Annotated in this window: 19 protein-coding genes; 7 read left to right on the forward strand and 12 right to left on the reverse strand. The window is 69.6% G+C overall.

Features of this window, described 5'->3' with window-relative positions; all coding sequences use genetic code 11:
* Positions 1-45 precede the first annotated feature (45 nt).
* The 3 genes from ncot_RS19075 to ncot_RS19085 are packed head-to-tail and all read right to left on the reverse strand — an operon-like array spanning position 46 to position 3,460.
* Positions 46-2,316: a heavy metal translocating P-type ATPase gene (locus ncot_RS19075; RefSeq protein ID WP_168619025.1), complete on the reverse strand. Its 2,271-nt coding sequence runs from the start codon at positions 2,314-2,316 to the stop codon at positions 46-48.
* Positions 2,317-2,345: 29 nt separating this feature from the next.
* Positions 2,346-3,260, reverse strand: coding sequence for a hypothetical protein (locus ncot_RS19080; protein WP_168619026.1), 915 nt, complete (start codon positions 3,258-3,260; stop codon positions 2,346-2,348).
* Positions 3,257-3,460: a heavy-metal-associated domain-containing protein gene (locus ncot_RS19085; RefSeq protein ID WP_168619027.1), complete on the reverse strand. Its 204-nt coding sequence runs from the start codon at positions 3,458-3,460 to the stop codon at positions 3,257-3,259. Before ncot_RS19085 ends, ncot_RS19080 begins: the two co-directional genes overlap by 4 nt.
* 111 nt (positions 3,461-3,571) lie before the next feature.
* Between ncot_RS19085 and ncot_RS19090 the strand changes: the two genes are divergently transcribed.
* Positions 3,572-3,976, forward strand: a complete 405-nt coding sequence (locus ncot_RS19090) for a pyridoxamine 5'-phosphate oxidase family protein (protein WP_168619028.1) — start codon at positions 3,572-3,574, stop codon at positions 3,974-3,976.
* On the opposite strand, the gene ncot_RS19095 is transcribed toward ncot_RS19090, so the two are convergent.
* A complete protein-coding gene (locus tag ncot_RS19095; RefSeq protein WP_168619029.1) occupies positions 3,977-5,338 on the reverse strand; it encodes a TrpB-like pyridoxal phosphate-dependent enzyme in 1,362 nt (453 codons plus the stop codon).
* A gap of 68 nt (positions 5,339-5,406) precedes the next feature.
* Positions 5,407-6,843 (reverse strand): MFS transporter, encoded by a 1,437-nt coding sequence (locus tag ncot_RS19100; protein ID WP_240937982.1) that lies wholly within the window; start codon positions 6,841-6,843, stop codon positions 5,407-5,409.
* A 100-nt stretch (positions 6,844-6,943) separates the two neighbouring features.
* Here ncot_RS19100 and arr point away from each other — a divergent pair, with 100 nt between their 5' ends.
* Positions 6,944-7,354, forward strand: a complete 411-nt coding sequence (gene arr, locus ncot_RS19105; RefSeq protein ID WP_168619030.1) for an NAD(+)--rifampin ADP-ribosyltransferase — start codon at positions 6,944-6,946, stop codon at positions 7,352-7,354.
* Positions 7,355-7,465: 111 nt separating this feature from the next.
* Here arr and ncot_RS19110 read toward each other — a convergent pair whose 3' ends face one another.
* On the reverse strand, positions 7,466-8,416 hold the full coding sequence (locus tag ncot_RS19110; RefSeq protein ID WP_168619031.1) for a class II glutamine amidotransferase: 951 nt from the start codon (positions 8,414-8,416) through the stop codon (positions 7,466-7,468).
* 90 nt (positions 8,417-8,506) lie between these two features.
* On the opposite strand from ncot_RS19110, the gene ncot_RS19115 reads away from it, so the two are divergent.
* From ncot_RS19115 to ncot_RS19125, 3 genes are read left to right on the forward strand one after another with little or no spacing between them, the layout of a single operon-like run.
* On the forward strand, positions 8,507-9,058 hold the full coding sequence (locus tag ncot_RS19115; RefSeq protein ID WP_168619032.1) for a TetR/AcrR family transcriptional regulator: 552 nt from the start codon (positions 8,507-8,509) through the stop codon (positions 9,056-9,058).
* Positions 9,055-9,402: an SMR family transporter gene (locus ncot_RS19120; protein WP_168619033.1), complete on the forward strand. Its 348-nt coding sequence runs from the start codon at positions 9,055-9,057 to the stop codon at positions 9,400-9,402. Before ncot_RS19115 ends, ncot_RS19120 begins: the two co-directional genes overlap by 4 nt.
* A complete protein-coding gene (locus ncot_RS19125) occupies positions 9,402-9,719 on the forward strand; it encodes an SMR family transporter (RefSeq protein ID WP_168619034.1) in 318 nt (105 codons plus the stop codon). Before ncot_RS19120 ends, ncot_RS19125 begins: the two co-directional genes overlap by 1 nt.
* Here the strand turns inward: ncot_RS19125 and ncot_RS19130 are convergent.
* The 5 genes from ncot_RS19130 to ncot_RS19150 all read right to left on the reverse strand — a co-directional run bounded on the left by ncot_RS19130 (position 9,676) and on the right by ncot_RS19150 (position 16,335).
* Entirely contained in the window at positions 9,676-11,079 is a 1,404-nt protein-coding gene (locus tag ncot_RS19130; protein WP_168619035.1) for an MFS transporter, read from the reverse strand. The genes ncot_RS19125 and ncot_RS19130 overlap by 44 nt on opposite strands.
* The gene (locus tag ncot_RS19135; RefSeq protein WP_168619036.1) at positions 11,072-11,878 is read right to left on the reverse strand and encodes a PEP/pyruvate-binding domain-containing protein; all 807 of its coding nucleotides are present in this window, start codon (positions 11,876-11,878) and stop codon (positions 11,072-11,074) included. The genes ncot_RS19130 and ncot_RS19135 overlap by 8 nt, the downstream gene beginning before the upstream one ends.
* Complete coding sequence (locus ncot_RS19140; RefSeq protein WP_168619037.1) at positions 11,875-13,551, reverse strand: PEP-utilizing enzyme; 1,677 nt, start codon at positions 13,549-13,551, stop codon at positions 11,875-11,877. Before ncot_RS19140 ends, ncot_RS19135 begins: the two co-directional genes overlap by 4 nt.
* Before the next feature lie 239 nt (positions 13,552-13,790).
* Positions 13,791-14,876 (reverse strand): lipase, encoded by a 1,086-nt coding sequence (locus ncot_RS19145; protein ID WP_168619038.1) that lies wholly within the window; start codon positions 14,874-14,876, stop codon positions 13,791-13,793.
* Positions 14,877-14,997: 121 nt separating this feature from the next.
* Positions 14,998-16,335 (reverse strand): HNH endonuclease signature motif containing protein, encoded by a 1,338-nt coding sequence (locus ncot_RS19150; protein ID WP_168619039.1) that lies wholly within the window; start codon positions 16,333-16,335, stop codon positions 14,998-15,000.
* Positions 16,336-16,611: 276 nt separating this feature from the next.
* Between ncot_RS19150 and ncot_RS19155 the strand changes: the two genes are divergently transcribed.
* Positions 16,612-17,532, forward strand: a complete 921-nt coding sequence (locus ncot_RS19155; RefSeq protein ID WP_206065052.1) for an aminoglycoside phosphotransferase family protein — start codon at positions 16,612-16,614, stop codon at positions 17,530-17,532.
* Here the strand turns inward: ncot_RS19155 and ncot_RS19160 are convergent.
* Entirely contained in the window at positions 17,529-18,086 is a 558-nt protein-coding gene (locus ncot_RS19160; RefSeq protein ID WP_277345769.1) for a DUF2975 domain-containing protein, read from the reverse strand. The genes ncot_RS19155 and ncot_RS19160 overlap by 4 nt on opposite strands.
* Positions 18,087-18,218: 132 nt before the next feature.
* Here ncot_RS19160 and ncot_RS19165 point away from each other — a divergent pair, with 132 nt between their 5' ends.
* Positions 18,219-19,412 (forward strand): MFS transporter, encoded by a 1,194-nt coding sequence (locus ncot_RS19165; RefSeq protein ID WP_168619041.1) that lies wholly within the window; start codon positions 18,219-18,221, stop codon positions 19,410-19,412.
* The last annotated feature ends 2 nt before the right edge of the window (positions 19,413-19,414 follow it).

Below are 19,414 nucleotides of genomic sequence, written 5' to 3' on the forward strand. Positions count from 1 at the left end.
CCCCGTCGTTGGTCCTCGCTCTTCCCGACTGACCCGCAGGGACGCTCAGAGCGAGCTGTGGAACCTCTTGAGCCGCAGGCTGTTGCCCACCACCGACACCGACGAGAAGGCCATCGCCGCTCCGGCCAGCATCGGGTTGAGCAGACCCGCCGCGGCGAGCGGGATCGCGGCCACGTTGTAGCCGAAGGCCCAGACGAGGTTGCTCCTGATGATGCCCAGCGTGCTGCGCGAGAGCCGGATCGCATCGGCCGCCACGCGAAGGTCACCGCGGACCAGGGTGAGGTCGCTGGACTCGATGGCCACGTCGGTGCCGGTGCCCATGGCCAGCCCGAGGTCGGCCTGGGCCAGGGCGGCGGCATCGTTGACCCCGTCGCCGATCATGGCCACCACCCTGCCCTCGGTCTGGAGGCGCCTGACCACGTCGACCTTGTCGCTGGGCAGCACCTCGGCGAACACGTCCTCGGCCGCGATGCCGACCTGTCCGGCGACCGTGCGGGCCACCCGCTCGTTGTCGCCGGTCAGCAGGACCGGACGCAGTCCGAGGTCACGCAGCTGCTGGATCGCCTCCGCCGAGGTGTCCTTGACCCGGTCGGCCACCACGAGCACGGCACGGGCCCGACCGTCCCACCCCACGGCCACGGCGGTGAGGCCGCGGTCCGAGGCGTCGTCGAAGGCGCGCTGCAGGTCGTCGGGCAGCTGCTGGGACAACTCGGCCAGCAGCTGTGGGCGACCGACCAGCACGGCGTGGCCGTCGACTTGGCCCTGCACGCCGAGGCCCTCGACGTTCCCGAAGTCCTCGACGGTCCCCAGCTCCCCGGCCGCGCGGGCGCCGTCGGCGACGGCGCGGGCGATCGGGTGCTCGGAGGCGTCCTCGAGCGCTCCGGCCAGCCGCAGGACCTCGGCCTCGGACTCCCCGACGGCGACGTGGGTCTCGGCCAGGCTCATCTCGCCGGTGGTGACGGTGCCGGTCTTGTCGAGGACCACGGTGTCGACCTTGCGGGTCTGCTCGAGCACCTCGGGACCCTTGATCAGCATCCCCAGCTGGGCGCCGCGGCCGGTGCCGACCATGAGGGCGGTCGGCGTGGCCAGGCCCAACGCGCAGGGGCAGGCCACGATGAGCACGGCGACCATCGCGGTCAGGGCGCCGGAGACCCCGGCACCACTGCCGAGCCAGAAGCCGAAGGTGCCCACGGCGACGGCGATCACGACCGGCACGAAGATGCCGGAGATCCGGTCGGCCAACCGCTGCACGGCCGCCTTGCCGGTCTGGGCGTCCTCGACCAGCCTGGCCATCTGGGCCAGCTGGGTGTCGGCACCGACCCGGGTCGCCCGGATCACCAGGCGACCGGACGCGTTGACCGTGGCACCGGCCACGGGGTCGCCGACCGCCACCTCGACCGGCACGGACTCACCGGTGAGCATCGACGCATCGACCGCGGATCGTCCCTCCGTCACCACACCGTCGGTGGCGATCTTCTCGCCCGGACGGGTGACGAACAGGTCGTCGACGGCCAGCTGGGGCACGGGAATCCTGTGCTCGACGCCGTCGCGCAGGATGCTGACGTCACGGGCACCCAGGTCGAGCAACGAGCGCAGGGCGGCGCCCGCGTTCCGCTTCGACCGGTGTTCCAGGTAGCGGCCCAGCAGGATGAAGGTGATGATCCCGGCGGCCGCTTCGAGATAGATGTTGGCGCTGCCACTGCTCCGCTCGATGGTGAGCTCGAACGGGTGCTTCATGCCCGGGGTGCCGGCATCGCCCCAGAACAGGGCCCAGACCGACCAGCCGAACGCGGCCGTCGTACCCATCGTGACCAAGGTGTCCATCGTGGCGGCGCCGTGCTTGAGGTTGACCCAGGTCGCCCGGTGGAACGGGAACGCTCCCCACACCACGACCGGGGCCGCGAGCGTGAGCGAGAGCCACTGCCAGTTGGTGAGCTGCAGCGCCGGCACCATCGCCATCGCGACCACCGGGACCGACAGCAGGGCCGAGACGACCAGGCGGTTGCGCAGCGAGCGCAGGTCGCGCTCTGCCTCCTCCTCGATGGCGTTGGTGGGGGCGGCGTCGTCGGCGCTCGACCGAGGGGGTGGCGGCAGCGTGGCGCCGTATCCGGCGGCCTCGACCGCCGCGACCAGGTCGTCGGGGGTCACCGTGTCACCGAAGGTGACCTTGGCCTTCTCGGTGGCGTAGTTGACGGTGGCACTGACGCCGTCGAGCTTGTTGAGCTTGCGCTCGATCCGGTTGGCGCAGGAGGCACAGGTCATCCCGGTCAGCAGCAGCTCGACGTCGGTGCCGGTCGCGTCGGTGGTCGCGCTCATGCCTGGTCCTCCTCGGAACTCATTGTTGCTCAGTGGTCGTGATCGTGGGTGTCGAGCGCGAGCTGCGCGGTGTGCACCTGTCCGTCGACCTTGAAGTCCAGGAACAGGTGGTAGCGGCCGACGCTCGGCACCTCGGCGCCGAACTCGATGCTCGGCCCCGGCTCGGTGGACCCGTCGCCGGGCTCACCGCTGGGGTGGACGTGCAGGTAGGCCAGGTCTCCCTCGCGAAGTGCGACGAGGTGGCCGTAGGCGCCCAGGTAGGGCTGCAGGTCGGTGACCGGCTCACCATCCTTGGTGATCTCGAGCTCGAGCATCGCGTGCTCTCCCGCGACCAGCTCACCGTCGAGCTCCACGGTGAAGCCGTCGACGCGGTCGGTGTGCGTCGACCGGGGCAGTGCCTGCTGGTCGGGCTTCGCCCGGTCGACCGGACCGGAGACCAGGAGGTCTGCACCCAGGGTCAGCCCCGCGCCACCCGTGGGCACGAAGTCGGCGAAGATCCGCCACGCCCCGGCGTCGAGGTCCAGGTCGACCGACCACGTGCCGTCGTCGGCGTCGAGGACGGGGTGGACGTGCTGGAAGCCGCTGAAGTCCCGACGGACCGCGATCAGGTGGAGCAGCTTCTCGTGCGCCCTCTCGAAGGAGGTGACGGGCTCGCCGTCCGGGCCGACGATCCGGAAGCTGATCTCCTGCTTGCCCGGCGCGAAGCCGGAATCGACGATCTCGAGCGTGTGGCCGTCCTGGGAGACCTGCAGGCCTCCGGGCAGCCCGATCGTCGGGTCGGTCCGGTCCCCGTGGCTGTCACCGTGGTCGTCGCCGTGGGTGGAGTGGCTCGCGGGCTCCTGCTCGACGTCGCCGAGGCCGGTGCGGTCGCCGACGAGCCAGCCGCCGGCGAGGACGACGACCAGCCCGGCGACGTACGTCGCCAGTCGGGTCGCCGCGTTCATGTGAGCTGGTAGCCGGCCTCGCGCACCGCGGCGTCGACCACGTCGCGCGCAACCGGTCGGGCGGAAGTGAAGGTCAGCGCGCCGGACTCCAGGTCGACCGTGACCCCGTGGACGCCGCTGATCCCAGCGACCTCCTCCGTGACGGAGGTGACGCAGTGACCGCAGGTCATTCCGCCGACGGTGTAGGCGTTCTCGCTCATGGCTGCTCCTTCGTTGTGACGTGACCACCACTGTACATATACCCCGTAGGGGTATCAAGAGCAGTCTCCCGTTCGGTGCATCACACGTCGCGGTCGGCGTAGGCTCGCAGCATGAGCATCGTCATCGATCTCGCTCGCCTCACCGCCGCGCTCGCTGACTTCGGCGCCGGCTACCTGGTCACGACCGCGGCCGACGGCCGGGCCAAGGTGGTCACCGTCGACCCGCGCGACGGCGACGGCGACAGCGACGCCGAGGGTGCGATCGTGTTGCCGCCGAGCAAGGGCTCCGCCCGCAACCTCGTCGACAACCCTGCGGCGACGCTGGTGTTCCCGCCCGTGGAGCCGAGGGGCTACACCCTGCTGATCGACGGAACCGCGGTCGGCGGCGACCACGCCATCCGGTTCACGCCGGAGAGCGCTGTGCTTCACCGGCCGGCGTCCCACGGTGACGGACCGCAGCCGCCACCCGGCGCCGGCGAGCCGACCGGCTGCGCGAGCGACTGCCGCCCGGCCTGATCAGGATCCGGCGACCACCGGAACGCCGGCCAGTGCGGCCGAGAGGGCGTCCTCCGACAACGGGTCGTCCTCGAGCCGGCCGGACAGGAACGAGTCGTAGGCACCGAGCTCGAGCAGGCCGTGGCCGGAGAGCAGGATGACGATCACCTTCTCCTCGCCGGACTCCTTGGCCTCCAGCGCCTCACGCCGGGCCTGGGCCAGGGCGTGGGAGGACTCGGGTGCGGGCACGACGCCCTCGGTCCGGGCGAACTCGACCGCCGCCTCGAAGCACTCACCCTGGTGCAGCGCGGTGGCCTCGATCAGCCCCTCGTGCACGGCGTGGCTGACCAGCGGCGCCATGCCGTGGTAGCGCAGCCCGCCGGCGTGGATGGTGGACGGCACGAAGTCGTGGCCCAGCGTGTACATCTTCATCAGCGGAGTGAGTCCCGCGGTGTCGCCGAAGTCGTAGCGGTACTCGCCCCGGGTCAGCGTCGGGCAGGAGGTCGGCTCGACGGCCAGGATGCGCGGGTCCTGGTTGCCGGCCAGCTTCTCGCGCAGGAACGGGAACGCCAGCCCGGCGAAGTTGGAGCCTCCGCCGGCGCAGCCCACCACGAGGTCGGCGCCGGACTCGCCGGCCTTGGCCAGCTGGCGCAGCGTCTCCTCACCGCTGATCGTCTGGTGCAGCAGCACGTGGTTCAGCACCGAGCCGAGGGCATACTTCGCGTTCGGGTCCTGGGCGGCGAGCTCGACCGCCTCCGAGATCGCGATGCCCAACGAGCCCGGGTGGCCCTCCTCGAACGCCCGACCGGACTCGGTCATCCGGCTGGGGGATCGGTGCACCTTCCCGCCGAAGACCTCGATCAGGGTGCGGCGTTGCGGCTTGGTGTCGTAGGACGCCCCGACCTGCCACACCTCACAGGTCATGTCGAACAACGAGCAGGCATAGGACAACGCGGTGCCCCACTGGCCGGCCCCGGTCTCGGTGGTCAACCGGTCGATGCCGTTGATCTTGTTGTAGTAGGCCTGCGGCACCGACGTGTTGACCTTGTGCGAGCCGGCCGGCGAGACCCCTTCGTACTTGTAGTAGATCCGGGCCGGGGTGCCGAGCTTCTGCTCCAGCGTCCGAGCCCGGATCAGCGGCGACGGGCGGTACTGCGCATAGACCTCGCGGACCGGCTCGGGGATCTCGATGAACCGCTCGGCGCTCACTTCCTGGGCGATCAGCTCCGGCGGGAACAGCGCAGCCAGGTCGTCCGGGCCGACCGGTTGGTGGGTGCCCGGATGGAGCGGCGGAGGAGGAGGCGTCGGCAGGTCGGCCACGATGTTGTACCAGTGCGTCGGCATCTCCGACTCGTCCAACAGGAACTTGCGTGGCTCACTCATGGGGCTCCTCCGGTCGCGGGTGCCGTCAACATACCGCTGGCGCGGGGGCGGCGGGGAGGAATCGGCGCTCAGGCCTCGATCGCCTGCGGTGGCGCGACGGCGTACTCCCTCGAGAGCCGCCGGTAGGGCGCCGAGGCCAGCGCCAACACGACCGTGACCAGCATGATCAGCCCTGAGAACAGGAAGACCAGGGCGATGCCGCGGGCGTCTCCCGACCCGAGCAGCCAGCCCCACGTGTGCTGCCCCTCCCCGCCCTCCATGTAGGGGATCAGCCAGAACTCCGCGACCGGGCCGATCAGGAACGCCGAGATCGGACTGGCGGCCAGCTCCACGCTCTGGGCGAACCCGAAGACCCGGCCCTGCATGCGGAACGGCACCACCCGCTGGAGGATCGTCTGCTCGGCGGCCTCCGCTGCGGGGATCATGCACATGAACACGAAGATGCCGGCGACGTAGAGCCAGGCCCACTCACGCAGGGTGAAGGTCATCCCGAGGCCGGCCACCCCGAGGTTGACCAGCAGCAGCGTGCGCACCGGGTTCGTGCCGAGGCCGAGCTTCGCGACGAGCCCTCCGCCGACCACGAAGCCGAGACCGGTGACGCCCAGCACCAGGCCCCACGACTCGACACTGAAGAGAGTCAACCCGTAGGGATCCATCAGTGCGATGTAGACGCCGCTGACCAGGTTGTTGAAGGTCGAGAACAGGATCAGGGCGACCAGGCCGGGCACCTGCCGGATCGCGATGACGGCGCCGCGTACGTCGAAGCGCGAGGCACCCTCCTCCACATCGGGGCGGAGCTCGGGGATGGCGATCGGCACGAGGTGCGCCAGGCTGACGGCGGTCAACGTGATGGCGACGGCAAGGGTCCACCCCATGCCGAGGATGCCGACGGACAGCCCGCTGAAGACGCTGGTGACCATGAAGGCGATCCCCTGCACGGTGCCGACCATGCCGTTGGCCTTGTCGCGATCACCCTCGGGCACCAACAGCGTCACCGTGGTCGACAACGCGATGTTGCGCAGGCTCTCGACGACCCCGCCGACCAGGACCACGGTCACGAACAGCCAGAACCACGGGCCACTCCAGTCGATCAGCCGGTCCTCACCGACGGACAGCCAGAGGCCACCGGCGAGCAGGTAGGTCACCAGGGTGACCAGCGAGGACGCCGCCATCACCTGCTTCTTGCGGTGGCGGTCGACCAACGTGCCGAAGAGCACGCCGAAGCCCGCGCTCAGCAGCATGAAGGCGCCGCCGATGATCGCGGTGGCCATCACCGAGCGCGTCTCGAGATAGGCCCAGAAGGTGAGGGCGAACCACAGGTAGCTCGAGGTCACGTTGGCGACGAGCGTGTTGGCCAGCACCGCGCGGAAGGCCGCCACAGTGGCGGGACCACGCTCCACACCGGGCGGCAGGTGCACCTCGACCTGCGGGGCCGCCGGATCGGCGGGAACGTCATCGATCGGCACGGGTGCGCTCTCCGGGGGTGGGGGCGTGGATGTGGTCATGCAGGGGCTGACCATCGGTCTCGACAGGAATCATCGTCCACCGCACCACGTGCCGACGTTGCGCAGGTGGTCACCCGTCGGCGAGGACTAGGCTGGAGCAGTGAGTGATGTCCTGGACCGAGGCCCGTTCTTCCACGGCACGAAGGCAGACCTGCAGGCGGGCGACCTGCTCACCGCGGGGTTCCGGTCGAACTACCGACCCGACGTGGTGATGAACCACATCTACTTCACCGCACTGGTCGCCGGCGCCGGGCTGGCCGCGGAGCTCGCGCAGGGCGACGGCGAGCCGCGGGTCTACGCCGTGGAGCCGACCGGGGAGTTCGACAACGACCCCAACGTGACCGACAAGAAGTTCCCCGGCAACCCGACCCGGTCCTACCGCAGCGGCGAGCCGCTGCGGATCCTCCGCGAGGTCATCGACTGGCCCCGGCTGACACCCGAGGAGCTCCGGGGATGGCGCGAACGGCTGGCGCTGCTGGCCACCGAGGAACGCGGCGAGATCATCAACTGAGGCGGCCACGCGCCACGGTGAGCGAGCCCCACAACACCGCACCAGTCGAGATCTCCTTCCACAGATTCCGCCTGGCGTACGTCGACCAGGCCGGCCCGGTGTCTGCCTCTCTCAGGCCTGGAGCTTCTTCACGGTTCGGGTGACGTGCTCGCCCTCCTTGTGGAGGAACACGATCTCGCCGTACTCCAGGCGCAACCAGTCCTCGTCGCTGTCGGTGAGTGGCTCGGAGGCGAATACGGCCGCCGAGGCCTCCTCCTCCGTGCAGCTCTCGAAGTCGTACGTCGTCTCGTCGTGCTGGAAGTCGCGGCCCAGCAGCAGGTACATCGGCTCCAGGAGCATGGACAAGGAGAAGTCGTCCGTGCCCGGGCCTGACTTGCGCAGCTCCCGCCAGTCGCCGGCCGGATCGAGCTCGCCCCGGAGTCCGAGGCCCCAGTTGACCCCGATGATCCGATCGGGCGAGACCAGGGCCATCTTGAGCTTGGTGAGACCGGGCAGCCCCAGGACCTCCATCGCCTGAGCCACCAACCGGAGCAGCTCCTCGATCGCCCGCTGGGTGTCCTCATCGCTGTCCCCCTCGAGCAGGGAGAGCAGGAGCACGTAGAGGAACTCCGTGTCCGTCGTGCCCAGCATCTGCTTGAGGTAGTCGTCCTTGCAGTGCTGCAACAGCTCTCTCTGCAGCAGCTGCCAGCCGGGGAGATAACCGTTCTGGGCAACGATCCAGGGAGCACCCTCGAAGGAGAAGGGATGGCAGTTCTCGTCGATCAGGACGGCCTTCGAGTCGTAGGCGGCCGCGCGCACGTGCGCCAGCATCGTGCTGACCTGGAGACTGGGGATGATGCGGCTGGCGTTGTCGTCGTGGAACGCAGCCATCGGGCGGCGGTAGATGAAGGGCTCCTCCGGCTTGAGCAGGCTCTCCCCCCACGCCCCGAATCCCCACCCCGCCAGCTGGAGCTCCGGGTGGCGCTCCGGGTCGAGGGCTTGGTTGATCAGGCTGTTCTCCGGCTTGAGCAGCAGGTTCTCCAGCGCGATCTCGGGTCCGATGTAGGCGAGAACTCGGCACATGCGTCTTCCCTCACTGACGGTGGTCGGGGTGTCGCCCAGCGTAGGACCACGGGCCGTGTCGCTCACCTACCAACTGGTAAAGTAACGACCGTGACCGTGCGTCCCGCCAACCGCCCGTCCCAGCGGCCCCAGGTGCTCCACGCCGCGCTCCACGTGCTCCGCAACGGTGACAACCTGTCCCTGGACGCCGTCGCCCGCGCCGCCGGGCTGACCAAGCCCGGGCTGCTCTACCACTTCCCGGACAAGGCCGCGCTGCTGACGGCCGTCCTGCAGCACGTGCTCGACGGCTACGAGGAGTCACTCGTCAGGCTGCTCCCCCGGGCCGACCCTTCGCCACGGGAGAGGATGAACGCCTACCTGACCTGGGCCCTGACCACGCCCCATGACGCAGCCGACCTGGTGATGTTCTCCGACCCCAGGCTCGCCGACGAGATGAACGAGCTGTGGGCTGAACGCATGCGGCACTGGGTGGAGCCTCCCGGCGACCTTCCGGAGGCAGACCGCGCGCGCCTCAACGCGGTGCGACTCCTGGCGGAGGGGTGCTGGTTCGCTGACGCCAGCAACACCCTTCCACTCTCCCCGACCGACCGCGCCGCGGTCCTCGAGCTCGCCCGCACGCTGCTCCGTGGAGATGGTTCATGAACAGGTGGCTGCTCCTCGCCGGGGCTGTCACCAGCGAAGTCTCCGCGTCCCTGGCCCTGAAGGGCGCCCTCGACCAGCGCTGGTTCTACGCCGTCGTCGTTGCGGGCTACCTCAGCGCCTTCGCGCTGCTGGCCGCCGTGCTCAAGAGGGGCATGGGGCTGGGTGTCGCCTACGGGATCTGGGCCGCCGCCGGTGTGGCCAGCACGGCGCTCCTGTCGGCTCTCATCTTCGACGAGCCGCTGACCCCGGTGATGCTGATCGGGCTGGGCGTGATCATCGCCGGGGTGCTGCTGGTCGAGATCGGCTCGCAGCACGCCACCCGGCAGCTCGGGTCGAGCGCCTGATGCAGTGGGTCGCGCTGGTCCTCGCCATCGCCTGCGAAGTGGCGGCCACGATGTCGCTGCGGGTGGCCGCCACCGGTCGGCCGACGTGGTACGTCGGTGTCTCCGCGGGCTACGTCGCAGCGTTCGTCGCGCTGTCCGTCGCCCTGGCCGAGGGCTTGGCCCTCGGTGTCGCCTACGGCATCTGGGCTGCGACGGGAGTCGCCGCCACCGCCGTGCTGTCCAGGCTCGTGTTCGACGAACCCTTCACCCGGTTGATGGCACTGGGCGTCGCACTCATCGTCGGCGGAGTCCTGCTCGTCGAGCTCGGCGCCCGCTGACCACGTCCTCCCCCTGGCCCAGGGCCCGGTCCGCACCCGGCAGGAACGGGATGCACAGGAGCCCGCCCACCAGCACCCCCACGAAGATCGCCAGGAGCGTGTGGTGTTGTGCCAGCACTGCGGAGTGCGCGCCGCTCGTGTCGAGCACCCGGGCCAGCACCGCCACGCCGACGATGCCACCCAGGTAGCGAATGGTCGACCCGATCCCGGCCGCCATGCCGCTCTGCTCCCGGGAGACGGACGCGAGGGCGGCAGTCTGCGACGCGGGGTTCGCCAGTCCGAGACCGACACCCAGGAGCGCGAGTGGGAGGCGGACCTCGTCGGGTGCATCGAGTGATCCCACCAGCAGGAGCCCGGTTCCCACCAAGCAGACGAGCAGGCCCACGAGGGCCACCAACCGGGCGCCGACGCGATCGACCAGGCGCCCGGCCAGCATCGAGGTGGCGACCATCGCCAGCATCATGAAGACCAACAACCTGCCGGTGTGCTGGGCATCGAGGTCGAAGACCGTCTCGAGGACCAGCGGGATCTCGAAGAGCAGTGCGTACATGACCAGGTTGAGCAGGGCGATCAGGAGCGTGCCGGCCGTGAAGGAGGCGCCGCGGAAGAGCTCGAACGCCACCACCGGGTCGCGTGTCCGCCGTTCCCACACCACGAACGGGAGCCACAGCACGACGCTGAGGACCAGGAGCGTGGCCGATGTGGAACTCGTGGCCTCGACGGCCAGGACCCCGGTCGCGACCGCCGCCGTCAGCAGCACGGACCCGAGCCAGTCGAAGCCGGTGCTGCTCGTCGACCTCGAGCCGTGGGGAGCTCCGACGGCGAGCACGGCGGAGAGGGCGAGCACCGGGAGGTTGGCCAGGAAGATCGACTCCCAACCGAAGAACCGGACCAGCTCACCACCGACGATCGGGCCGATGCCCGCCGCCAGCGACATCACCGCACCGAACATCCCGAAGGCCCTGCCGCGCCTGTCCGGGGGGAGTGCGATCCGGATCAGGGCGACTGCTGCCGGCACGACCAGCGCGCCCCCCACGGCCATCAGCACCCGTGAGACGGAGAGCAGCACCAGGGTTGGCGCGAGGAAGCCGAGCAGGGCTCCGACGCCGAGCACCACCTGGCCGAGGGTGAGCACCCGCCACTGCCCGAGCCGGTCACCGAGCTTTCCGCCGGGGCTCTGCAGGGCGATCGCCGCGACCAGGTACGTCGTGACCAGCGCTTGGGTGACCGTGGTCGGGTCGTGGTCCAGCTCCGCCGAGACGTCCGGGACGGCCACCGCGATCATGGTGGAGTTGAGCGGCATCAGGGACGCCGCCAGGCAGGCAGCGACGAGTCCGCGGGAGGTGCTCCGGTCAGCCACCGGTGATGGCCCGGCGTTGCAGGAGGAAGAGCTTCCCTGCGCGGAACGCGAACTCGATGTCGTGCTCGGAGGAGCCGAACACGGTGTCGCAGGCCAGGGCCAGCTGGTTGAGTCCGGCCAGCTCGGGCGCGCCCAGGCAGGGCGTGGAGACCAGGTGAGCGGGCACCGCCACCTCGACCGTTCCGTGCTCGGTGCGCCGCAGCGCGACGTCCTTCTCGCCCGGCACCATCTGCTGAAGCACGCCGGATTCGTCGAGCACGTAGTGGTCGGGGGTGACCGCGCCCGAGACGACGGCTTCGCCCAGCCCCCAGCTCGCCTCGATGACGCGCTCGGCGGCACCGGTGACCGGGTTGCGCGTGAAGAGAACACCGGCGACGTCCGCGTCGACGAGCTGCTGCACCACGACGGCCATCGGGCTGGCGTCGTCCAGTCCGAGCTGTTCCCGGTAGACGCGCGTGCTCGGATCGACACCAGAGGCGTGCACCTGCCGGACCGCCACCGCGATCGCGGCCAGGCCACAGGCACCGAGGACGGTCAGGTGGGCGCCCGCGAAGCTCGCCGCCTCCGAGTCCTCGCCGACGGCGCTCGACCTGACGGCATGCGGCCGGTCCAGCGTGCACTCGCCTGCGAGGGTGCCGAGGAGCTCGACGTCACCGGAGGCCACCGCCTCCACCGCCTGGCACGACAGGGCGAAGCCGCCCGGCACCGGGAGTCCGGCACGCAGGGCAGCAGCGAGCTGCACCGCCTTTCCACCGAAGGCGCCCCCGTCCAACGCGTCGGAGAGGGCGACGATGCTCACGCGAGCAACCGAACCTCACCGGTCGCGCCGTCCACCTGGACACGGGCACCGTCCGGGATCGTGCTCGTTGCGTCGCGGGTTCCGACGATGCCGGGGATGCCGTACTCGCGAGCCACGATCGCTGCGTGGCACAGCTGTCCGCCGCGGTCCGTCACGATCGCGCCGAGCAACGGCAGCACGACGTTGAAGTAGGGCGAGGTCATCCGGGTGACGAGGACGTCACCCTGCTCGATCCGCGAGAAGTCACCGGCGTTGTCGACGAGTCGAGCCGTTCCCTCATAGCTGCCCTTGTTGACCGCGAGCCCGTGGAGGACTGTCGCGGTGTTGGGCTTGTCCGCAGGGACGAACAGGTTCGAGATCATCGTGTCCACGGCAACGGCACTTCGCCGGGCCTGCTTGGGGAGCAGGTGCACCGGCGGTGGCGGCGCGGGCATCGCTCTCAGGAACGGCGGGGCGTCGGCGATGGTGTGCGTCGTACGCCAGAGGAAGCGCTCCTCCACCTCTGCGGCCGACGGGGACGAGCCGCCGCGGAGCAGGTCGGCGACCTCGGCGGCCTCGAGGTCGACCGCGTGCTCGGCGTCGGCCAGCTTCCCGACGCCGGCGAGCCGACGGCCCGCCTCCAACAGAGCTCGACGGGCCAGCCCGGTGGCCCAGCCGTCCGAGTAGTTGCCCCGCTCGTCGCGCAACCGGTTCATCAGCTTCGCCTCTGCGTAGCGGTCATCGAAGTCCGCGAGGAACTCCGCGGGTACGGCGGCCCGCACGGCGCCCAGACCAGACTCCGACTCCGGCGCCGCCGAGGTCCCGGCGACAGCCGCGCGAAGTGCACCCAGCAACAGCTCCGGCATCTCCCCCGCCGTCCTGTCGCCCACGTCGTACCCGACGGATCGATGGCGCACCGCCTCGAGGTAGCCGGAGACCTCCTCACCCGCGGCGGCATCGGCGGCCAGCGCGGCCAGAACCTCGTCGGCGGCACCGCCACCGTGGAGGACGTCCCGGGCCCGATCACTGGCGGTGATCGCCTTGGCCGCACGGTCGAGCTCGTCGCTGGCGAATCCCGTGGAGACCGGAGAGGTGCCTCGGAGCAGCGCCATCAGCTCGCCGGCGGGCACCCCCGACCACTCGGTCGCTCCGGCGAGGAAGTCCCCGGTCACGAAGGTCGAGGTGACGGTGTAGCGGTGGTGGAGGAGTACGGCGTCCTCCATGTGGTCACGACATCGCAGGACGTGGTCGGCGAGCTCGTCGTCGGAGAGCGCGCCGACCTCGACGGCCTGGATCGCGCGGTGCGCGGCGATGGCCGCGGGCTTGTCCACCGTGTCCCACGTCGTCATCTCCTGACGCCAGCGCTTCTCCGCGATCGCGCGCACGTTGGCCTTGATGCGGGCCCGGATCCCGGGATGGAGGCGGCACATCAGCCACAGGATCGGCCCCGGCGGCGGCCCCATCGCCCCTTTCGGAGCAGCGAACGCGGCGGGCTGGGTGAACATGAAGCCGTTCACCACGCCCGGCTCCAGGTGGTCGAGCAGCAGACCGTAGTTCGCGGTTCCCTCCGCGAAGCCCTTGGCGAAGGCGCGGCAGAACCCGGCCTGGATGAACCTCGACATCGGACGGGGGTAGTGGGTGGCTTCCAGCTCCCACGGTCCCTTGCCCGGAGGGTCCCACGTGATCTCGTCCATGTTCGCTCCTGCGGTCAACCTCACCATTGAACGTCCGAGCGCGCCGATCCGACAGGGAGGTGACCGGATCTACCTCAATTGGTGTAGGCCGTCGCTCGGGCGCGTTCCTCGAGCGCATCCGTTGCTGCCGTTCCCGTGCGCCGAAGCGCATCAGTCAGGCCGTTACCTCGAGGAGTCGTGGGTCCACCTGAGCACCCTCGCCCACCCCGGCCTCTGGGGGCCGGTGGGGTGGAGCCTCCTCAGCAGCCGCCGGCGTAGACGTAGCAGCGCAGCTTCGGCTCGGCCCTGACCATCGGCGCGCCGGTGAGGTTGACCAGGGGCAGCGGCGTGCTGGCCAGCCCGAGCAATGCCTGGAGCGGCTGCAGGTAGGTGTCCACGGAGGTCGGGTCGACGTACGGCATGTAGAGCTGGCCGCAGCTCGAGGTGCCGATCCGCGCGGGGTCCGCCGGGCCACGGTGCGTCAACGCATCCATGACCAAGGCATAGGTCGTCGGGTCGATCGTGCCGACGGTGAGGTGCTCGTAGACGTCGGTGGGACAGACGTCCTGGGTGGCCACGTTGGTGATGCGTCCGCGACCGGTCCGCAGCGCCGAGGAGGAGGTGGCGGCGCTGCCGTTGGGCGTCACGACTTCGTCGGTGTGCGTGTAGATCACCGTGTAGGAGATGCCCCTGAAGGTCTCGGCTCGCGAGTTCAGTGCCTTCATGAACCTGGAGTCCTTCTGCTGCTGCCACACCGCCGGCGTGCAGGTGGTGAGCCCCTTGATGCAGCCGGTGATCGCCGTCGTGCCGTGGTTGGAGGGGGCCATCCCGATCACGTCGTCGACCATGGCGCGGGTGTCGGGCCAGAAGCGCAGCGCCCAGCGCATGCTCATGCCGCCCTGGCTGTGACCGAGGACGGCGATCCGGCGACCGGTCCGACGGTGCATCGTCCGGATCGCGTGCACGAGGTGTTCACCGGCGACCTGGATGTCGCCGTACGTGTGGAACGGCATCGTCACCGCACACCAGTAGCGGTGCTGCGCTGTGAACGCGGGCTCGTAGCTCCAGGAGTAGTTCTGCTCCGGCGTCACGCTGGTCGCGGGGTTGAGCAGCACGGGCTGGCGCTTGGCGGCGGGGTTGCCGTGGCACTCGAGGGAGGCCCGCAGGTCGGCGGCCGGTACCCGAAGCCTCGGTCCGGCCTTGCCCAGATGGGCGTACGACGGGGTGGTGCTGGTGGCTGCCGTGGCACTCGTGCCCACGGTGAGCGCGCCGGACACAGCAAGCGCGAGGGTGAGCGAGAGCGAGAGCGCGAGGGCAGAGGCGGCAGCACGGCGGCGAAGGGTCACGTCAAGTTCAACGCCAGCACGCATCCTCCGGTTACGCGTGCATGGCGCGGTCAAGAGATCACGTTCCTGGGGGCCAGGTCCTGACAGCCAGCTCGGCGCGAGGCAGTTCCTCGAGGTCGTGTCAGGGACTGTTGGTCGGTGGCGACCCAGTTGATGGTCGTTGGAAGCACCCGTTGTCGGAGGTTGGTCGGTCTTCTGGTGTGACGTCGATGCTGCCGGTGTTGTCGCGGTAGTAGCGGCGGCCGGCGGGCGAGCACCAGAGGTAGGCGCCGGGTTCGATGATGGTGTAGGTCCAACCCTGGTGGGTCTTCATGCGGTGGTGGCGTCGGCACAGGGCTGCGACGTTGCATTCGCACGAAGCGCCTCCCTCGTGGAACGGGATGGTGTGGTCGTGGTCGCAGCGCTTCGCGGTGCGTGTGCAGAACGGGAACACACAGGTGTGGTCACGGGCATCGATGCGGTGCTTGAGCCGATCGGGGAGTTCGTATTGTTCGACGTTCTCGTGGTCGGCCAGGTCGATGACCGGGGTGACGGTGAGATGGGTGTCTTCACGACCCGCCCAGTCACGGATCTGCTGGACCAGGAGCGGGATACGGCCATTCTCGAACCGGCCGGTGATGGCGGTTCCGTCGATCGCGGCTTGTGAGAGGTGGACGACGAGCGTCATCTTCTTGCTCGGACGACGCCCCGGGGTCATCGTGTCGTTGATCAGGTCGAGGGCTGCAGCAGGGTCGGCGAGGATGCCGATGGCCATCGCGCGTCGCACGTCGTGGGACTCGGGAACGCCGAGGTCACCGAGGATCTTCGAGATCCGGTTGATGGCGTCGTTGAAGTCGAGCACATCCTTCATGTCGCCATCGATGCGCATGTGGGCGATGCCGGTGTGGGAGAAGTTCGTGTCGAGGTCGACTCGTCGCTTGTCGAGCTCTTCGAGTTGTTGTTGCTCGCGTTGTTCGGGGTAGAGGACCAACATGGCTTCGTCGATGAGGCGTTCGATGGTGATCAGCCCGACCTTGTGGGCGATGGGTGCGACGTGTTCATCGACGTGGGCGGCGACGTCGTCGGGATGGCCGATGGTCATCGCAGCGATCCGGCGAGCGCGCCAGGCGGTGATTTCTCCATTCGCCAGGCGTGCCCAGACCAGTGGCAGGCGATGACGCAGCTCCATCGACTCGTGGATCAGCCGGTCGCCGGCCTCGTGGGACAGTCCGATGGCCAACGCGAACTCTGCACCAGCGTCGTAGGCCATCTGGGGCAGGGTCTGCACCCGGAACTCGTCGACCTGGACGACCTCGAAGGCACCCGTGTCGTGAGGGCCGCTGACGGGGTGGGTGGCCGCCCATTCGGTGGCTCGGAGCAGGATCAGCCGTTCGGCGTCGTCGGAGACCTGACGCATCGCCCGGGCATCTTCGAGCACCTCGGCGACGGTCGAGGAGGCGGGTGCGAAGGTGCTGGACATGGTCAGATTTTACTTCGAACGGACGTTCGACGACAAGGGGTTCGGGTGATCTGTGGAGAAGTATTTCCGCAGGTCAGAGGCACTTTCGACCCGGTTTTCGTCCACAGGGTTGTGTCGTTGCAGGTCAGAGGCCGCAGGTTTGCCTGGGCTTTGGCTGGCTCGGCATCTCGAGCGCGCTGGCTCGCTCCGGAAGGATTCTCGATGGCCCTGCCGCCACCGCGCGTTGCCCCCTGAAACTCGGTTGAGATCGAGGTCGGCGACGCCAACGATGGGCGGGTGGAAGACGCCAATGACGACGTCGCCCCCGATGCCAGCCTGGTTGCGCGGTTGTTGCGTGAACAGTTCCCGGAGCTCGCGGGCAAGGACGTGCAGCCCAGCCGGGCCTCGGGCAGCAGCAACTGGGTCTTCCGCGTCGGGGACGAGCACGCCGTACGACTGCCCCGGTCGGACGCCTACGTCGACGACCTGCTGAAGGAAGCAGAGTTCCTCCCCCTTCTCGCGCCGCACCTCAGCACACCCGTGCCCGACGTTCGCTTCATGGCGGAACGGTCCTCACTGTTCCCGCGGCCGTGGACCGTCGTGTCCTGGGTCCCGGGCGAGACCCCGGAGCAGCTCGACCCGGCCGCGCAGGCGCGTGCAGCGCTGGGTCTGGGTCGGTTCGTGGGCCGCCTGCACGCGGCGGACACGTGGGAGTTGCCCGCCGGGGCGGCGCGGTGGGGATATCGGGCGGGCGAACCGGTGACGGACGTGATCGATGGTTGGGCCACCAGTGCAGCCCGCGAGCTGAAGGACCTCTTCGACCCACGCCGGGTGGCGGAGGCCTGGCGGCGGATCCGCGACGTCCCGCCTGCACCCGGACCTGCGTGCTGGGTGCACACGGATCTGTCGGCCGAGAACCTGCTGACCTCCGCCGAGGGGGAACTGGTCGGGGTGGTGGACTTCGGTGGCTTGGGCATCGGCGACCCCGCCGTCGACCTCCTCTATGCCTGGAGCCTGTTCGATGCGCCGGCTCGAGAGGTTCTCCGCACCGAGTCCGGTGCCGACGAGGCCACGTGGCTGCGAGCGCGAGCGTGGGCGTTCGTCGGGCCGGGCCTGCTGACGCTTGCGGACTATCGCGACTCCATGCCCGCTCGCACGGCTCGGCTCACCACGATGGTGGAGGCCGTGGCCGACGAGGTCGGCGTTGCCCTGCGCTAGGGATGGGCGCGAAGGAGATGGCCGGGCCGCGCGTCTTGACGAATGGCCACGCCCTGCAGCTCGGTGAGCGTCATCCGGTGGTCGAGCAGAACGTGGTCAAGGCGGATGTCGATGGCCATCAGACCGTGAACCTCTGGTCGTTCTGCAGACGCACACCTCGCCTGAAGACTCCCGCCAGCAGCAGTAGCAGGGCGCCGAAGACATCCGCGTGAGCTCCGGGCCGCCCGGTTCCATCGATCCCAGCTGCAGGCCACACCCTGATCGCCGGCCACGAGGAAGCTGTAGTCCCAAGCCTTGGGGCTGAGGAACAACCACAGGAACGGCTCCAGCAGCTCCCACAAGATCAGGGTGAGGCCCATGACTCGCAGTCGGCGTACGACCTGGTCGGTGAATGGTGCGTCATGGGAGACGGCACGCAGCAGCAACCAGAGCTGCGAGAGCAGGAAGGCAAGGACGAGCAGGCTGAGCACCGTCATTGTGTAGAGGGAGGCAATGAGGGGGTTCCAGCCCGGGGCGGCGTCGAGGAACAGGCGACCGTCTAGGTCGGCCGACACCGAGTGTCATGACGACGGAGGCCGCGAGCACGGACCAGCTGGCCAGCCTGAAGGCATGGGAGGTGCCGACCGTGGACTGGACTGGCACACGTGGCTCAAGGGGCAATGACCCCCATGCCATAGTCATCTGTCGTGACCACCGACCGACCCGCGCTGCCCGGAGAGATCAAGGTCCTGATCGCCGCGGCCTTCGTGATCGCGGTCGGCTTCGGACTGGTCTCGCCGGTGCTGCCGGCGTACGCACGGTCCTTCGACGTCGGTGTCGCCGCCGCCTCGGTCGTGGTCTCGGCCTTCGCGTTCTTCCGACTGCTGTTCGCCCCCGCCGGCGGCGCCCTCACCACCCGTCTGGGTGAACGCCCGGTCTATCTCACCGGGCTGTTGATCGTGGCGGCCTCGTCGCTGGCGACCGCGTTCGCCCAGTCCTACACGCAGCTGCTGATCTATCGGGGGCTCGGCGGCATCGGCTCGACCATGTTTACCGTCTCGGCGATGTCCCTGCTCGTGCGGATGGCGCCGCCGTCAGCCCGCGGGCGGGTCTCCTCCGCCTACGCCAGCTCGTTCCTGCTCGGCGGCATGCTCGGCCCGGTGCTCGGCGGTCTGCTCGCCGAGTTCGGCCTGCGCGTCCCCTTCATCGTGTACGCCGCCGCGCTGGTCGTGGCCGCGACCGTGGTCGGCGTACGGCTATCCGGGGCGTCCCTGCGCGACCGTGCGCAGGCCTCCACCGCGCCACCGATGCGGGTGCGTGAGGCGATGCACCATCCGGCATACCGCGCGGCGCTCGCGTCGGCCTTCGCCAACGGGTGGTGCAACTTCGGGGTCCGCGTCGCGGTCCTGCCCCAGCTCGCCGTCGCGTTGTACGACGCGCCCTGGGTGGCGGGCGTGGTGCTCGCCCTCGCCGCGGTCGGTACGGCGGTCACGCTGCAAGTGGCCGGCCGACTCGTCGACGGACTCGGCCGACGTCCGGTCGTGATCAGCGGGCTGGTCGTCACCGCGATCGGACTCGGCCTGATCGGGCAGAGCGGGTCATTGGCCGTGCTGTTGGTCCTGTCGGTGCTCTCCGGCGTGGGTTCGGGGCTGGTCAACCCGGGCCAGCAGGCCACGGTGGCCGACGTGATCGGCAACGACCGCAGTGGTGGCACGGTGCTGTCGACCTTCCAGATGTTCCAGGACGGCGGGGCGATCCTGGGTCCGGTGCTGATCGGCCTGATCGCTGACCGAGCCGGGTTCGACTGGGCGTTCGCGGCCACCGGTGCCCTGGCACTGGTGGCGGTGCTGCCGTGGTTGTTCTCCCCGGAGACCCACCAGCGTGACGAGTCGCCGGCCTGATC

This window comes from Nocardioides sp. JQ2195 (assembly GCF_012272695.1).
Classification (GTDB): domain Bacteria; phylum Actinomycetota; class Actinomycetes; order Propionibacteriales; family Nocardioidaceae; genus Nocardioides.

Coding starts and splice junctions, on each gene's coding strand:
- ncot_RS19075 (WP_168619025.1), bottom strand. CDS start 2,316: ATGAGCGCGACCACCGACGCGACCGGCACCGACGTCGAGCTGCTGCTG.
- ncot_RS19080 (WP_168619026.1), bottom strand. CDS start 3,260: ATGAACGCGGCGACCCGACTGGCGACGTACGTCGCCGGGCTGGTCGTC.
- ncot_RS19085 (WP_168619027.1), bottom strand. CDS start 3,460: ATGAGCGAGAACGCCTACACCGTCGGCGGAATGACCTGCGGTCACTGC.
- ncot_RS19090 (WP_168619028.1), top strand. CDS start 3,572: ATGAGCATCGTCATCGATCTCGCTCGCCTCACCGCCGCGCTCGCTGAC.
- ncot_RS19095 (WP_168619029.1), bottom strand. CDS start 5,338: ATGAGTGAGCCACGCAAGTTCCTGTTGGACGAGTCGGAGATGCCGACG.
- ncot_RS19100 (WP_240937982.1), bottom strand. CDS start 6,843: ATGACCACATCCACGCCCCCACCCCCGGAGAGCGCACCCGTGCCGATC.
- ncot_RS19110 (WP_168619031.1), bottom strand. CDS start 8,416: ATGTGCCGAGTTCTCGCCTACATCGGACCCGAGATCGCGCTGGAGAAC.
- ncot_RS19120 (WP_168619033.1), top strand. CDS start 9,055: ATGAACAGGTGGCTGCTCCTCGCCGGGGCTGTCACCAGCGAAGTCTCC.
- ncot_RS19125 (WP_168619034.1), top strand. CDS start 9,402: ATGCAGTGGGTCGCGCTGGTCCTCGCCATCGCCTGCGAAGTGGCGGCC.
- ncot_RS19140 (WP_168619037.1), bottom strand. CDS start 13,551: ATGGACGAGATCACGTGGGACCCTCCGGGCAAGGGACCGTGGGAGCTG.
- ncot_RS19150 (WP_168619039.1), bottom strand. CDS start 16,335: ATGTCCAGCACCTTCGCACCCGCCTCCTCGACCGTCGCCGAGGTGCTC.